Origin of the sequence: Collinsella aerofaciens (genome assembly GCF_032584215.1) — a bacterium.
Taxonomy (GTDB): domain Bacteria; phylum Actinomycetota; class Coriobacteriia; order Coriobacteriales; family Coriobacteriaceae; genus Collinsella.
This window is the reverse complement of record NZ_JAWHPN010000036.1, coordinates 1-16,957: the sequence shown is the minus strand read 5'-3', so window position 1 is coordinate 16,957 and position 16,957 is coordinate 1. Positions and strand designations below refer to the sequence as shown.

The 16,957-nt window shown below is 60.8% G+C and carries 5 protein-coding genes, 1 tRNA gene and 1 other RNA gene; 4 read left to right on the top strand and 3 right to left on the bottom strand.

From position 1 onward, the window contains the following. Positions 1 to 462 precede the first annotated feature (462 nt). Entirely contained in the window at positions 463 to 1,014 is a 552-nt protein-coding gene (locus tag RX395_RS09175) for a LemA family protein (RefSeq protein WP_171021549.1), read from the bottom strand. Between the two features lie 211 nt (positions 1,015 to 1,225). Between RX395_RS09175 and RX395_RS09170 the strand changes: the two genes are divergently transcribed. Then, the gene (locus RX395_RS09170; RefSeq protein ID WP_316367110.1) at positions 1,226 to 1,810 is read left to right on the top strand and encodes a TetR/AcrR family transcriptional regulator; all 585 of its coding nucleotides are present in this window, start codon (positions 1,226 to 1,228) and stop codon (positions 1,808 to 1,810) included. Positions 1,811 to 1,813: 3 nt separating this feature from the next. On the opposite strand, the gene RX395_RS09165 is transcribed toward RX395_RS09170, so the two are convergent. Further along, positions 1,814 to 1,903, bottom strand: a tRNA-Ser gene (locus RX395_RS09165). 51 nt (positions 1,904 to 1,954) lie between these two features. Here RX395_RS09165 and tadA point away from each other — a divergent pair. The 3 genes from tadA to ffs all read left to right on the top strand — a co-directional run bounded on the left by tadA (position 1,955) and on the right by ffs (position 16,544). Next, positions 1,955 to 3,736 (top strand): tRNA adenosine(34) deaminase TadA, encoded by a 1,782-nt coding sequence (tadA, locus tag RX395_RS09160; RefSeq protein WP_316367108.1) that lies wholly within the window; start codon positions 1,955 to 1,957, stop codon positions 3,734 to 3,736. Between the two features lie 762 nt (positions 3,737 to 4,498). Next, positions 4,499 to 16,354 (top strand): Spy0128 family protein, encoded by an 11,856-nt coding sequence (locus RX395_RS09155; protein WP_316367106.1) that lies wholly within the window; start codon positions 4,499 to 4,501, stop codon positions 16,352 to 16,354. Positions 16,355 to 16,448: 94 nt separating this feature from the next. Continuing rightward, an RNA gene (ffs, locus tag RX395_RS09150) (signal recognition particle sRNA small type) lies at positions 16,449 to 16,544 on the top strand. Positions 16,545 to 16,868: 324 nt separating this feature from the next. Here ffs and RX395_RS09145 read toward each other — a convergent pair. Beyond that, positions 16,869 to 16,955, bottom strand: a complete 87-nt coding sequence (locus tag RX395_RS09145) for an IS3 family transposase (RefSeq protein ID WP_316365605.1) — start codon at positions 16,953 to 16,955, stop codon at positions 16,869 to 16,871. Between the last annotated feature and the right edge of the window lie 2 nt (positions 16,956 to 16,957).

The window sequence follows — 16,957 nt, the reverse complement described above, 5'->3', positions numbered from 1 at the left end:
GGCGCGCCACGGGTCAAGATGCACTAGGCCTGGACGAAGTCCGGGCCCGCGCCTTTAGACGCGAGCCCGGGGCCCGTGGGTTATACCCTAAGAGCAAACCACCCTTTTTAAGGGTGGTTCTGATTTGCTTCGCGCCATGTGGGGGTGGTGGCGACGTGCATTTTTGCGAGTATTCTGCAATCGCAGGCCCCTGCATACCGGCCTCGGGCGAAAAATCGGGATTTCTCGATGTTTTCTACGAATGATGGGTGGGGTTATGGGCTGACAGCGTTTGGTTTGCAGGGATATTCGCGGTCTTTGGCATTTGCCGTGGCGCCCGAAGCTCTTGGTTATGTTGAATACTCCTAAAAATGCACGACGCTTAGAGGGGGACCTTCGCGAAAAAGGAAACCGCCCCGTCGAAGTATGCATTCGACGGGGCGGTTTATGCATTTGGCCGATTAAGGATGCGCTGCCAAACTACTAGAACTTGACGGTCGGGGCCTGGCGGGCTGCTTCGGCGGCCTCGAAGCCCTGGCGCTCCTTAAACTGGAAGATGCCGGCAAAGATGACAGCCGGGAACGTTTGAATGGCGTTGTTGTAGCTGAGCACGCAGTCGTTGTAGCTCTGGCGTGCATAGCTAATCTTGTTCTCGGTATCCTCGAGCGATGCCTGCAGCTGCGTAAAGTTGGTGTTTGCCTTAAGATCGGGATAGGCCTCGGCTACGGCGAAGAGCTGGCGCAGCGCACCGGTCAGCACGTTGTCGGCTTCCATCTTGGCTTCGGGCGTGGTGGCCTTGACGGCGGTGTTACGCGCGCTGATCACGGCGGAGAGCGTCTCCTGCTCGTGCTTGGCGTAGCCCTTGACGGTCTCGACCAGGTTGGGGATCAGGTCGTTTCGACGCTGCAGCTGCGTATCGATGTTCTGCCAGGCGTTATCGATGCGGTTACGCTTGGTGACCATGTTGTTGTAGATGCCGGCGATGGCGCAGGCAATCACAATGACAACAACGATGCCGATGATGACGGGAAGCATGATGTCTCCGTTTCGAATGGCCGCGGCGGCATGCGCCAGCTGCCGTTGGTATAACGCTACTAGTATACCCGCAACGTTTTGTCGTGCCGAACTTTCCGGTAAGCGTTGTGTTTTCGGCGGGGTCGGCACCGGGGCAAAGCGCGCGAGGTACAGGTGTAAGATATGCGACAGATTGACGAGTGTTGTCTTTGCCCTGAGGATGGCGATACCAGTGGACCTTCGCATCAAGAAAACCTACCGCGCCCTGTTCGATGCCTTTACCGAGCTTCTCGAGGAGCATCGTTTTGAGGACCTGACGGTTGCCATGCTGTGCGACCGCGCCATGATTCGCCGCACGACGTTCTACAAGCACTTTCGCGACAAGAACGATTACTTCGCCTTTTATATCGATGAGCTCATGTCGGGCTTGCCGCAAAAACAGCCCGATGAGGCCGGCGCGGTGTCTGCCGAGGACGTGCGCGCGCTTCGGCACGCGATTTTGGACGATGCCATGGATTTGATTCTGGCGCACGAGCGGCTCATGGATAACATTTTGGCAAGCAGCATGTCGGGCATGTTGACCAACGTTATTTGCGACCGCATTGCCCACTCCATCCGCGAGCGTGTGATGAACGTGCTTGCCGAGGATGCCCTGGCCCCCGTGTCACTCGAGACGACGTCTGAGTTTGTCGCCGGCGGTATTATTCGACTTTTCACGATATGGTGGGAGTCGGGTCACGATCTTGAGCGTCGACCTGAGATAGCCGACGTGGTCGATGCGCTGTTTGAGCGGACCATGACACCGGTGCATCACTAGAAGTGGCGGAGAGAGGGGGATTCGAACCCCCGGAACGCTCTCGCGCTCAACGGTTTTCAAGACCGCCGCATTCAACCGCTCTGCCATCTCTCCGTGAGTCGTAATGATAGCATCGTTTTGGATTTGCAACAGGGAAGGCGAACGATGACGATCACCGAAATCGATGAGAAGTTCATGCGCGAGGCACTGGTCGAGGCGCGCGCCGCCGCGGTAGTGGGCGAAGTGCCCATTGGCGCTGTGGTGGTGCGTGCTGGTGAGATTGTCGCGCGGGCGCATAATCGTCGCGAGCTCGACCAGGACCCTTCGGCGCATGCAGAGTTCGCGGCCCTGTGCGCTGCCGCTCGGTCGCTCGGTCGCTGGCGCCTTTCCGATTGCACGGTCTATGTAACGCTCGAGCCTTGCTGCATGTGCGCGGGTCTCATGGTCAACGCGCGCGTGGGCCGCTGCGTATACGGTGCCGCCGATGCCAAGGCGGGCGCGCTGGGATCCCTATACGATTTGAATGCCGACTCGCGCCTGAATCATCGGTTTAACGTGACGGCTGGGGTCCTGGCGGATGAATGCCGTGAGCTGCTGATTAGCTATTTTGGCGGTCTGCGCGGAGCAGGCGGCGCTGATGGCGGTTGTGGGGCCGATCTTGAGGCGCATGCCGCTCATGCCGAGGCGCTCGCGTGTGCCGAAGATATCGCCGTTGAGGCGGTTGACTTTGGCCCTGCGTGCCGCCGGCCCCGCCGTGTGCTGCTGGCGATCGACTCCTTTAAGGGCAGCGTGTCGAGTGCACGGGCGGAGGCGGCGGTTGCCGAGGGCATGCGCCGTGTGTGGCCCGATGCCGAGGTGCGCGCGTTGCCGCTGGCGGATGGCGGCGAGGGAACGCTCGACGCCATCGACGCGTGCGGCGGTGAGATTGTGACCTGCGAGGTGGCAGGTCCCTTGGGCGATCGCGTGTCTGCCCAGATGCTGGTGGACGACGAGCGCGACTCGGCTGTAATTGAGATGGCCGAGGCGGCGGGTATTGGGTATTCGAGTTGTACGGAGTCGGCGGCGTTGGCGGCCACAACCTATGGCGTGGGCGAACTGATGCTTCATGCGGTTCGCGCGGGTGCAAAGACTATCTATATTGGCTTGGGCGGCAGTGCCACCAACGACGGTGGCGCCGGCATGCTGCAGGCGCTGGGCGCGCGTGTGGTCGATGATCAGGGCTGCGATGTCGCCCCCGGTCTTGCCGGCCTTGAGCAGGTGGCGAGCGTTGATTTGGCGCCCGCGCTGCAGGCTTTGGATGGCGCTCGTATCGTTGTGCTTTCGGATGTCGAGAATCCGCTCGTAGGGCGTCGCGGCGCGCTTGCGGTGTTCGGCGGACAGAAGGGTCTGCCGGCGGATGATGCCGAGGTGCTGCGCAGATACGACGGCTGGATGGTCGGCTACGGCTGCCTGCTCGATGCGGCAATTACCGGAGCTCGAGCCCAGGGGTTGTTGCGCACACCCGAGGGTGCGCGGACATTTGGCTCGGTGCTCGGCGTGCCCGGCGCGGGCGCTGCCGGTGGCTTGGGCGCGGCGTTGCTGGCGCTCGGCGCGGAGCTACGCTCGGGTGTGGAGACGGTGCTCGATCTCGTGGGGTTTGACGAGCGCGTGCGCGATGTCGACCTGGTCATTACAGGCGAGGGCAATATGGATGAGCAATCCGCCGCCGGTAAGGCGCCGGTGGGCGTGGCGCGCCGTGCCAAGCGGTGTGGCAAACCGGTGGTTGCCGTCGTGGGCGGTCGCGCTGATAACCTGGATGCGGTGTATGGGCAAGGCATCGACCTTGTACTGCCGATTTGCCGCAAACCCATGGGCCTGGAACAGGCACTCGATCCGCAAGAAGCCACAACCAACCTCATCTGCGCCGGCGAAGCGGCCGCTCGATCCTACGACCTTGGCCGTATCTAAAACCCATCCCCTCGATAAGTCGCGGTGAAATACGGAGCGTTTTTGCCTTTAAGGGGCCAATTCAGTCCGTATTCCACCGCAACTTCGAGAATGGCCATTCGAGGTTGGCCGCCTTGTGCCTTGGGTCGGACCGTTTGCCACGAAACGTGGCCATCTACTACGTTAAACCGGCCACCCTCGATCATCCCGGAATTTACAAAAACAAAACCGCAGGTAGAGAGCTTGCCGATTTTCGAAAAAGCCGGCTATGGTTGACCCCTGCGGCCTAAACGTAGTAGATAGGCCCTTTTCGTGGCGCAGTGTCAGACCAGTCTTTTTGGGGCGGGGCTATTTTGACTATATGCCGATCTGATTGCCCAAGTAGTCAAAATAGCCCCGTCCCAAACTAGCTACTTTGTGGAATGTGGGGGATAAAGATTGCCGGTCGATTTGTCCTACTGGGGCATGTCGACGGCGCGAGTGGTTCGATTTTGAGCCTGAGTGGCAACCCGAGGCGAAATTTCGGGTCACCCAAATTGCTACAATTTTAAGCATATAGCGATGTCCTGCCTTGCGTTTCTGCGCGGGGGGGGGCGTATATTTGCATCGATGGGGACGACGACACACATACAATGAGCTGTTTCTTGCCGTCCTCATGGATTGGGGAGGGCCTTCATGAATCGCGTGTGTGCGAGAGCTCGAGAAATGCTAAAGCCTTTTGGCAAGAAAACCAATACCGCAAAGCGTGCCTTGAGGGCTTTGACCGTCCCGCTGGCGGCGTGTGTGCTCTTGTTTGGTGCGACGAGTGCGTCGGCCGACCAGACAGTTTCCTTTAGCAACCACACCGTGCAGACGGTGAATCCCACCGGCACCACGGTCAATCTGTTCGATTATTGGGTAGTGAATGGCGACAACGACAGCTCGAAGAACATAAACAACGACAACAAGAATGACAACACCGGCATCAATAAAGGCCATCAGCTCAAGTTCAATGGCGGTGCCGGATCGGGCATTAATAAATGGACGGGTAGAAGCAATATCAACGGTTTTGGACGTCTTTCATTTGTAAAGAACATGCTGGTAAATGGCTATCCGGCAATCAACAATGGCACCCACACCTCCCAAGGCCAGGGTGTTAACTACACCGATGAGTCGCTGGCCTATCTCTTTAACAACGACAGTCAGGCCAACGGCAAGCAGAATGGCAAGGCCGTTTACAACAACGTGCAAGGCCTTTTCCAGCTCAAAGATGGCTATTACGTCTACGACTCGTATGGTTCTAACGGCAACTATGCCGTATATAACCCCACGACCAACTCCTTTAACGTTTACGATAAGGCGGGCGTATATAAGAGCAAAGTATCAGATACAAATCTGGGCCAGTTCTTCCCCTTTGATTCGGCCCGCAAGGTTTTTGAAGAGAAGAACGGTCAGCTCTCTCCTATAGGAATAACGGACGGAACGAACGATAAGCTCAACCACCACTTTGGCATGTCCATGACAACGGAGTTTGTCCAGCCTAAGGAAGGCAAGACCACCAAAAACGAGGATATGATCTTTGAGTTCTCGGGTGACGACGACGTCTGGGTGTACATCGATGGCGTACTCGTGGGCGATCTGGGTGGCATCCACGAGAAGGCGACGCTCAAGATCAACTTCGCCACCGGTGGCGTGCGTGTCGGTCATGTTGACAATGCAAATGATCCCGAAAAGACAATTCAAGACACCACCATTAGGGCGATGTTCGAAGCCGCCGGCGCAGATACCACCAACTTCTCCGGCAACACCTTCCTCGACAGCACCAAGCACACGCTGAGCTTCTTCTATCTGGAGCGTGGCGCGGGTGCATCGAACATGTCGCTCAAGTTCAACCTCACCACCCTGCCGTCGTCCGAGGTCGCGAAGGTCGACCAAAACGGCGAGGCAGTCAATGACGCAACCTTCAAGCTGTACCGGTCCGATGGACCAGATGCCGACTGGAATAAGGGTGAGCTCGTCGCTCAGGGTACGACGAAAGACGGGGGTCAGCTGATACTTCAAAAGTCGAACGGCTCCGTCCTCTCGTTTGACGAAGAGCACAACACCAATCATTGCGACTACTTTGTACTCAAAGAAGTTGGCCTGCCCGCGGGATACCGCTCGAGCCTGACCTCGTCGACCACTGCAACGCCAGGCGAGTTGCATTTGCAGTACAAGCCAGCCGCGGCAAGTGGCTCGGGTGGCGTGGTGGTTGCGCCGCAAACAACGGTCACAACAGCCGACGGCGAACAGTGGACGGGCAGCCGCATGTGGCTGAACGGCGGCTATCTGGCCGCTAAGGAGACTATTTCCCTCCCAAAAGAAACGAGAGATAACAAGGGCAGCGCCATCAGCTCGGGTACGACCTTCGCCGTCGTGCTCAAGCTCACCGGTGCGAGCGAGGACCACACAAGTGAAGACGCGTGGACGGCGGTCACGGGCAACCCGCTCAATGGCTATAAGCTGTGCTCCGCGCACGGCATTGCCGGTGCGGTCGAGGCTGCCAAATCGGCAGATACGAGCGTCTTTGGCGTCAACACCAAGGGCGACTATGAGGTAACGGTCAGGTCGCTGCCCGGAGATGTCGAGAAGTACGCCGCCATAATGAAGGACAAGTCGAAGGCGGAATATACCGTGGCGGTGTATCACACCACAGCATCGTCTCTGGCGGAGGCAACCATCGATAACACCTCCATGGTGCAATATCAAACGATAAACAGGCAGTTCTCTACGGTGATCCACCTCACCAACGTCCAGAATCGTCTATTTGTGCAAAAGGTCGACGACCTGGGCAAGCCCGTGAACGGCGCGACGTTTGAGCTGTACCAGGCCAAGGACGTTACCGGCGATAGCCCCAGCACGTATGCCATTAAATCGGGTGCCGAGCCGTATGACACCGTACAGGCAAACGGCATGACCTATCCGTATGACATTGAGGGTGCTGCATGCTTCCCGCTCGATTCGACAAAGCATGCGCCCCTTATCAAGGGTATGTACTATCTGCGCGAATCGTTGAGCCCGGATGGCTATGAGATTAATTCCACCATTACCAAGGTCATCGTGGACGATTCGGGCGTGTACGTGGATGCCGGTAAGGTGAACGACGGCGTGCGCAGCATGAGCGGCCCGGGTTCGCTGATTGCCTCGTTGGCACAGTTTGGCTCTCCTGACTCGATCGACAACACGCTTACGCACATCAAGGGCAAGCTGCAGAGTGCGACCGTTGACGCCAGCGGAAGCCTGACGTGGGGCCAGGAGTGCACCGCCGAGGGTGTAACGCCTTCTCTGGCGAACGACCTGATGCACATGCGCTATGACAAGACGGCGCGGGGCATCAAGACCATCCTGCGCTATGTCGAGGACGGTGGCGAGCGCAACGGCCAGCTGGCGACCATCTTTGCCGATACGGGCATCAACCGCATGGCCCTTTATCAAGACAATGATGCCACCAATGGCACCGATCTGGGCACGCTTCAGCTCAATCATCTCTTTACCACGGCAACGGCCGTGCGGTATACCGATCGTCGTGTGGCGCGCTTGCAAGTGACTAAGACCGTGACGGCGGACAGTGGCTTTACCGCGCCTACCAAGGATTTTACGTTTAAGTTCACCCTGCCGGATTCCGAGAAGGGCTATGAGGCACACGTATTCGATGCGAATGGCAAGGCCATGGGCAACTCCTTTACGCTCAAGAACGGCGACACCCATTCCATCAAGGCCGGCGAGACCATTCGCGTATACGACCTTAAGCAGGGCGACAAGTATAGCGTGAGCGAGCTTACCACCAAGGGCGAGACGTCCAGTGGCAATGTGCTGGCGAGCATCGTTAACACTGTGACCGGCTCTGCCGACGAGTCGGTGCTTCCGGCTGGCTTTAGCCTCGTGAGCCGCAAGGCCGGCGGTGAGGAGCAGTCCGGAACCGGCAACACCATCACGGGCAAGATCGTCGCGCTTGAGGACGGAAAGATTCCCGCGAGCAACAAGCTAGAGTTCACCAACAACTACAGTGTCAACCCCGTAAAGAATGGCCTAAGCGCCAAGAAGATGCTCGAGGGCCGCAATTGGGCCGATGGCGATACCTTTATCGTGCAGCTTACGGCCGACGACGGCGTCCCCATGCCCAATGGCGCCAAGAGCAAGGTGTCGACGGTCGAGCTTACCAAGAATTCCCAGACGCAAACGGTTGGCGACATCACCTATAAGACGGCAACGTTTGGCGACATCACCTATACCAAGCCCGGCACGTACACCTATACCATCTCGGAGGTTATCCCCGGTTCCGATGCCGGGGCAGACGGCATAAGCTACTCCGCCGCCCGCTATAAAGCGGAGGTCGTGGTGGAGGACAACCAAGCTGGTGCTCTTGTCGTTGAGAGCGTGAAGATGACGCAGGAGCGCAACGACGCGGGCGACGACACCAAGACAGAGGTTGCCGACGCGATCTTCACCAACCGCTACGACGAGCATGAGGGGAACATCACCATCCATGCTCAAAAGAGCCTAACCGACAACACCGGGAGTTTCCCGCTTTCCCAGAACGCCTTTAGCTTTGAGCTCAAGCGTGTGGGCGGCTATGCGGACGACAATGCAGCGTTCGATCCCGATAAGGTCGACAAGAGCATCAAGGCCCCCATGCCTCAGGGCGCCAAGGGCGACACCGCGACCGTGGGCAATAACGCCGACGGTACGGTGACGTGGCCGGCGATCTCCTATACCGCCAAGGCTGATGCGGGACGCGCCTACGTGTACAAGTTCGCTGAGAATCTCGGTAGCATTAAGAAGGGCATGGACTACGACAAGTCGGTCTATTACGCCGTGGTGCGCAACGCCAAGAAGGGTGCCGGCATCCAGACCTCGATCGAGTACTACAAGATTGCAGAAGACGGCTCGGTAAAGCAGTTGGACACGAACGTTACGCCTTCCTTTACCAATATATATAGCTTGGATCCCACGAGCGTGACCCTGCAGGGTCAGAAGACCGTGAGCGGTCGCGACTGGAACCAGGACGAGAGCTATACCTTTAACCTTGCCGCCGCTACGGACGATGCCAGCGCAACTGGTCTGGGTAAGACCACCGCAAAGGCAGTGACGGATGGGGCCGTTGCTATCGGCACTAACCAAGCTGTCGCTAATGCGCCCGAGTCGGGGCGCGTGGCCTCGTTCGTCTTTGGCACCGAAGCCGCCCCGACCGTGACGTTCAACCGCGCGGGCACCTTTAGCTTCAATATCACCGAGAACGCCGCACAGGATGGCCAAGCGGGCATGTCCATGGACAAGCACACCGCCCGCGCGACCGTCGTGGTGACCGACCTGGACAAGTCGGGCAACCACGCGGGCAAGCTACGCGCGCCGAGCGTGACCTACGCCAACACCGGTGCCTCCGATGCGGACAAGGACGTAACCGACAAGGCTGCCTTTACCAACGCGTACCATGCATCGGGCACCTTTGGTGGCGTGACGGTGAGTAAGACCCTTGAGGGTCGCGCCTCTACTGCGGGCCAGTTTACCTTTGCCGTGACGGGCCTTTGGTACAACGGCGTTCAGACATCGGTCGATGGCTCCGAGGCCAACCTGTCCAACAAGGCGGCAGGGGCCGGCGTGTCCGGCGCTGTGGTGAGCGCAAGCGGGGAAGAGAAGCTCTTTGCCCGTACGCTCACCGAGCAGGACCTGGGACGTACATTTGCCTATCGCATCTGCGAGAACCAGCCTGCTGCTGCCGGCTACACCTATGACACCGGCTATACCGGCGATGCCATCGTGCTCGTTAAGGTTCTTGCGCACGATAATAATCCCGCCAAGCTCTACACCGTGACGACCGTGCTCAAGGGCGCGGGTGTGATGGAGCTGCTGGGCGATGGCGCCGATTCGAGCGTGTTGACGGACGAAAAGATCGCCGAGCTTAAGCAAGATTCGAGTACTTACGTGCAGCAGTACGATGCAAGTGAGGTCGGCGCCACGACGCCTACCGTCTCGTTTGTGAACCGTTATACGGCAAGCCTCAACTATGGCGCTGCTGGCGGTCTGCAGATCGAGAAGACACTGACGTACCCCAAGGACGCGACGGTGTTCGGCTCGCCTAAGAGCACGTTCTACTATACCGTCAAACCTGCCGACAAGGCCTCTGCCAACAAGCTTGGCATTCCCGAGAGCGGCAAGGTTTACGAGACTGCAAACGTCGAGGCGGATACCCCCAAGACCGCAAGCCTGGTTCCCACGGGTGGGCTCACCTTCACGCAGAATGATGCTGGAAAGACGTTCGCCTATACGGTGAGCGAGATCAAAGAAAAGGCGACGGGCTATACGTACGACGAGACGATCCATACGGTCAGAATCGTCGTGGCGGATAACGGCGACGGCACGCTCAGGGTCACGACATCGGTAAGCAAGCCGGGTGACGGTGGCGACGAGCTTGAGGGTCAGTGGATCTACCCCTCGAATGCAACGTCCACCGGTGTCGCGACGGTCAAATTCAAGAACACCTATACGGTTGCCGAGGCGGCAACCTATACTCCGTCCGTGACCAAGGTGGTTGCCGGCGCCAATGCTCCGGACAAGTTCACCTTTGCCATGACCGCGGCTGACGATGCTACCCGGGCTGCTGTCGACAGCAAGCTCATCACCGGCTCTTCGATGAGTGCGGACAACGGCTACGCCGAGCAGAAGCAAACGAAGGAGGGCCTCAAGGACGGAGAGCACTATCAGGTTAACTTCTCGAAGCTCACCTTTAATAAGCCGGGCACGTATAAGTTTGCTATTAACGAGCTGGCCCCGAACGGCGGACCCGGCGAGTGGACGTATGACGCGCACACCTATACCCTGACCATCACCGTAACCGATGAGGGCGGCAAGCTTGTGGCACGTGCCTATGGTACGACCGGCTCGGAAGGCTTCATCTTCACCAATAGTTACCAAACTTCAACGAGCTACGAGCTCCAGGGCGGTCTAGAGCTCGTCAAGACGCTCAGCGGCCACGATCTGCATGCCGGCATGTTTGGCTTTACGGTGACGGGCGAAGACCCCGCCTCAACCGATAAACTCAACAAGCTGCTGCGCGCAGACGAGGGCAAGCTCACCGTGACAAACGATGAGCCGCAGGTCGATGGCACGTCCCACACCGGTATTTTGGGCGGTCTGACCTTTGCGACGAAAGATGCGGGTAAGACGTTTACCTACAAGGTTGTCGAGAATGGCGGCGGCAAGCCCGGCTATCAATACGACTCCACCTATTGGACGGTAGAGATTGCGGTTAAGAATCGCGGCAACGGCTCGCTCTACACCGAGACTACCGTCAAGCATTTTGACGCCAACAATGTCGAAGATACCGATGATGCAAAGACTTATAGCTCCAAGGACGGTACCGCCAAGGCCCAGGTGTTCTTCACCAACAGCTATGTCGCGACCGGAACATTCGACGGTCTTGCTGCCGAGAAGGTAATGGACTCCGGCGACAAGATCGAGTCTGGCCAGTATACGTTTGACCTGTATGCGGAGAGGGCCGACGGCTCGCTCGAAAAGATGGATGAGGGTAAGACCAAGACGGGTGAGAACGGCACCGCTACGGTCGACTTTGGTAAGGTTCACTTTAAGCTTGGCAATGCTACCAGTGGAACTCAAGAGCAGACGATTGACCTTGCCGGTGCCGTCAACGATGGTATTGCCACCAAGCTGCACAATGCCGACCACACCACTACCTACAGCTTTAACCTGGTGGCAAAGGAGCGCTTGGCCGACCTGCCCGAGGGTGTGCGTCCCGTGGACTCGTCCGCGACGTGCCGCGTGCTGCTCGAGGTGACCGATAACAACAACGGCAAGCTTACGTCCAAGGTGACCTATCGCGACGGTACCGAGAAGGGCAAGATCGTCTTCCACAACACACGCGATAAGGTCAAGACGATCGGCACGGTCGCGAAGCCCGATGTGGACATCGACGGGCAGCTGCTCTCCGTGGGCGACTCCTACGTCTACACCATTAACTGGGTCAACACCGAGGCCGATGACAATGGCAACCTGGTTCCGGCCAAGGTGACCGTGACCGACGAGCTTCCCACGGGCGTCGTGTTCGAGGCCTTTGAGGGTAAGAACGCCGATAAGGGCATCGCGAGTTGCCAGTCGCTCACTTGGAACCTGGGCGAGCAGCCTGCGGGCAGCCACGGTTCGGTGCGCGTGCGCGTCAAGATTACCGAGGATGCTGTGAAGGACGCCCAGGGTGCGGTCGGCGCCATCAACAATGCTGCCACCGTTACGATCGGCAACAAGAGCTATACCGGCACCACGACCAATTACGTGCCCAAGAAGTCTGAGAGCGATGCTCAGGATTCAACGGGGTCGGGTGTGGCGCTGGGCGATGAGCTCACCTACACCATCGGCTACAAGAACACCGAGGGTGCGTCTGCCACGGTGACGATCACCGATGCCGTTCCCGCGGGAACCGAGTTCGTGGGGTTCGCCGGCGACCATAAGGATGCCGGCTCCAAGGACAATGACGGCAACCTCACCTGGGCATTGAAGGACGTTCCCGCCGGCAAGGAGGGCACGGTTCAGTTTAAGGTCCGCGTGACCGAGGACGCGTTTAAGAGCGGTGGCGCTTCGGGCGACATCTCCAACCAGGCGTCGGTGGCGGTCGGCAACAACCCTGCCGTTAAGACCAACACCACTACCGACGAGGTGTCTGACGGCCGCCTGACGCTGAGCAAGACGGTCACGGCCGCCGAAGGCATCACCGCGCCCAACAAGGCATTTACCTTTAAGGTGCTGCTCTACCAGGCCGATGGCACAACGCCTCTGGCCGGCACCTTTGCGTACGCCGGTCGCCCCGGCGGCACCAACGGCACTTATGTAAGCGGACAGATCAAGAGCGGTGACACCATCGCGCTTAAGGCCGGCGGCTCCGTGACGGTTACCGTGCCCGTGGGCGCTCGCTACGAGGTGCAGGAGCTTGACTCCAAGGGCGACCTCATGACGAGTGAGGACGGATTTGCAATTGCCGACAAGGCGAACACCAAGAAGGGCACCGTCGGACAGACAACGCAGGCAGGCTTCACCAATGTCTATAGCGTGGAGTCCACGAAGGTGGAAAACGCCTTTAAGGTGCAAAAGAAGATCTCCGGTCGCAACTGGATGACATCGGATGCCTTTACCATGACGCTGACTGCCCAGGGTGAGGCACCCATGCCCAAGGGTGCCAAGGACGGCGTGTCGACGATTGAGCTGCACAAGGATGCCCAGGTTGGCAACTTCGGTACCATCGAGTACACCAAGCCCGGTACCTATACCTATATGATCGCCGAGCAGCCGGGTGACGAGACGTCGCTCACGTTCTCGAAGGCCACCTATCGTGCCACCGTCACGGTGACCGACAACGGCGCCGGTAAGCTGCTTGCCAAGACCAAGATTGCACAGCTGACCGACGATGCGGGCGACGCTGCTGAGCGCACGGTCGAGGCGGCGATCTTTGCCAACACCGCCAAGACCGGCAGCCTCACCGTCAAGAAGACGGTCGTCGGTGGCGACAGTCAGCGCGAGTTCGGCTTTGCGGTCACGCTGACCGACGGGGACGGCGAGCCCGTCTCCGGCACCTTCGGCAAGGGCGAGCACGCCGTGACGTTCACGGACGGCAAGATGACCTTCACGCTTAAGGACGGCGGGGAGAAGACCATCGCCGGCCTGCCCGTGGGCGCGCACTACACCGTGATCGAGGACGCTGCCGAGGGCTACACGACCACGGTCAACGGGGCTGACGGCTCCAAGGCCGAGGGCGCCGTGACCGAGGACGACGCAACCGTCGCGTTCACCAACACGTACGGAACGGCCGTCGAGGGCAGGGACGTCTCCACCGCGGGGCTCTTCACCAAGGCGCTCAAGGGCCGCGACTGGGCCGAGGGCGATAGCTTCCAGTTCGCGCTCACGGGCGAGGGCGGCGCCCCCATGCCCGAGGGCTCTGCCGACGGCTCCAAGACCGTCAGCGTGACGGCCGCCGCCGGCACCAAGACGGGCGATAGGGTCGCCTTCGACTTCGGAGCCATCCACTACACGCTCGATGACATCAAGGACGCCGGGTTCGCCGAGCTCGGCGGCAAGCGCGTGCGCGCCAAGACCTTCACCTACACGGTGCGCGAGGTCAGGCCCGATGACGGTTCTGCCATCGCCGGCGTGTCCTACGACGGCCACACCGCCACGATGACGGTGACCGTGACCGATGACGGCTCCGGTAACCTCACGGCCACGACGCCCGCGATCGCGCAGGCGAGCGGCGGCGACTTCGTCAACACCTACACGACCGAGCTCGACTACTCGGTCCGCGCGGGCGTGCGCCTGTCCAAGACGCTCTCCGGCCACGCCATGGAGGCGGGGCAGTTCGCCTTCACCGTGGCCGCCGACGCCGAGACGGCCGCCAAGCTCGGCCTCAAGACCGACAAGGATGCCTACGCCGTGGCCGCTGCCGATGACGGAGAGGCCGACCTGGTCGACCTCGTCGGCGGTGCTGCGGGCAGCGACGTGAGGTTCACCGACGCCGACGCGGGCAAGACCTACAGCTTCACCGTCACCGAGACCAAGCTCGGCGGCGAGGGCTACACCAACGACACCGCGCCGCGCACGGTGACCATCGCGCCCGGCTACGACGCCGCGACGGGCAAGCTCACGGTCACGACCACAGTTGCCAAGGACGGTGTCGAGGTCGCACGCAGCGAGGTCTCCACAGCGGATGACGCCGCGGCGACGCCCGCGCCCGTGACGGTCGCGTTCCAGAACTCCTACGGGGCCACCGGAACGCTCGGCGGCGAGGGCAACGTGGCCGTCAACGCCACCAAGACGCTGACGGGCCGCGTCGCGGCGGCGGGCGAGTTCTCGTTCTCCGTCTGCAATGCCCAGGGCGACGTGGTCGCGACTGCGACCAACCGGGCCTCCGGCGACGGCGAGGCCGCAGGGCTCGCGTTCTCGCCCATCGCCTACACCACCGACGCGCTCGAGCGGATGGCGGCGGACGGCACCGCCACCAGGGCCGCCGACGGCTCATGGGTCATTCCCTATACCGTATCCGAGGACGGCACGGACCGGCTGCCCGCGGGCGTGACGGCGACCGCCTCGAGCTTCGACATCACGGTCAAGGTGACCGATAACGGCAAGGGCGGGCTGGACACTGCCGTGGTCTATCCCGAGGGCTCCGACGGCACGCTGTCGTTCGTGAATGCCTATGGTGCCGGCGAGGCGACGGTCGACCTTGCGGGCACCAAGACGTTGGCGCTCGGCCAGGCCGGCCTTGGCCTGACGCAGGCCGACATCGCGGGCAAGTACACCTTTAAGATCGAGCCGCTGGACGGCGCGCCCGCACCGGTCGACGCTTCCGGCAAGACGGTGACCGAGGCGACCAACGACGCCGCCGGCAACGTCGCGCTGGGCCACGTCACGTTCAGGCAGCCGAGCGACCTCGATGACGTCGAGATCGACGGCGACGGCCTGCGCACCAAGACGTTCGCCTACCGGGTGAGCGAGTCCGGCTCGGTCGACGGCGTGGTCAACGACGCGACGGCGGTCAGGACCTTCACGGTCAAGGTGGTCGAGGACACCAACGCGGGCACGCTCGCCGCGGAGGTCCTGCCCGCAGAGGAGACGCCCGAGGGCAAGGGCGCGTTCGAGTTCACCAACACCTACGGCGTGAATCCGACGCCGAGCTCCGTCACCGACCAGATCACGGTGAACAAGAAGCTCAAGGGCCGCGACCTGGTCGAGGGCGAGTTCGAGTTCCAGCTGGTCGAGATTGCCGCCGACGGCAGCGAGAGCGTTGCGGCGACGGGCAGGAACGCCGCCGACGGCACGGTCGTGCTCAGCCCCGTCACCTACACCGCGCCCGGCACGCACAGCTATGAGCTGCGCGAGGTCGCCGGCACGGCGGGCGGCGTGACGTACGACAGGGCGACGTACCGCGTACGCACGACGGTTGTCGACGCCGGTAACGGCACGCTCGCCGTCAAGCACGAGCTCATGGATGCCGAGGGCAATGCCGCGAACGACACCTCGGTGACGTTCACCAACGGCTACGAGGCCGCGCCCGTCACCCTCAAGCTGGGCGCCGCCAAGGTGCTCAAGGGCGCCGAACTCAAGGCGGGCCAGTTTAGCTTTGAGCTCAAGAGCCGGGACGGCAAGGTCATGTCGGCCGCCAAGAACGCCGCGGACGGCAGCGTCACGTTCGATGCACTGACGTTCAAGCAGGCCGGCACCTACACCTTCACGGTGAGTGAGGTCGACGACGGCCAGGCGCACGTGACCTACGACAAGGCGGTGCACAAGATCGTCGTCACGGTGAGCGACGAGGCGGCCGACGGCACCAAGACGGGCTACCTGTCGGCGAAGGTCTCCTACGAGGGCGACGCCAACGTGCCGCCAGTCTTCACCAACAGCTACGCCGAGGAGCCCGGCACCCCCGAGAACCCCGGTACGCCGGGCGGTGGCTCGGGCGGCGGCTCAGATAACGGCTCCGGCAGCGGCTCCGGCGGCGACGGCTTCAAGGGCGGCATGCCCGACACCGGCGACCGCAGCCTACCGGTCGAGGCGCTCGTGGTCATGGCCGGCATCGGCGCGCTGACCGCAGTGGGCGGCGCGGTTCTGTACCGCAGGCGCCGTTAGCGATATGCACGAGTGGGGCGAATCCATCCGATGGGTTCGCCCCACTTGCCGTGGCGGGCGGGAGCAGGTAAGATATACCGAGCGCCTAGCGCGTTCGATGGGTTCGGATGACGACATGTTCCGAATCTGGTCAGGTCCGGAAGGAAGCAGCCATAAGGAGCCTCTGTCGGGCATCCGAATCCATCGAGTGCGCAGGCGCTTTTTGGTGCCGCGACATGGCCCGGCCGACGGCGAGGTATTTGGTGTCTCGCTGGTCCTCGGCTTCGCCTGCGGGATCGCTCGACTACCAAACACCTCGCCGCCGGCCGGGCCCCGTCGTCCGAAAATCACCCGTAAAGGCGCGTTTATCTAATTTAATCTATCCCTTGTGGAATGCGGCTTGCTGGTGTTGTCTGGGCATTGATGGCTACATGGTTCAAGAGGCGGCGGTGCTGTTGCTTGAATTTTTGCAGTTAAAGAGGCCCGTTTCCCTGGGTTGAACTGCGCCCCAAATCTTGGACGCCCTAAATAGCGACTAGGCCGCAAGGGCCTGATTCCGGAACTCCTCCGGGGTCAGGCCCTTCAATCTTACCTGCCTCCGGCTCGTGTTCCAGTGGACTATGT

What these genes read in the sequence shown, in the direction of transcription:
- RX395_RS09175 (WP_171021549.1), bottom strand. Translation starts at nt 1,014, where the DNA reads ATGCTTCCCGTCATCATCGGCATCGTTGTTGTCATTGTGATTGCCTGC.
- tadA (WP_316367108.1), top strand. Translation starts at nt 1,955, where the DNA reads ATGACGATCACCGAAATCGATGAGAAGTTCATGCGCGAGGCACTGGTC.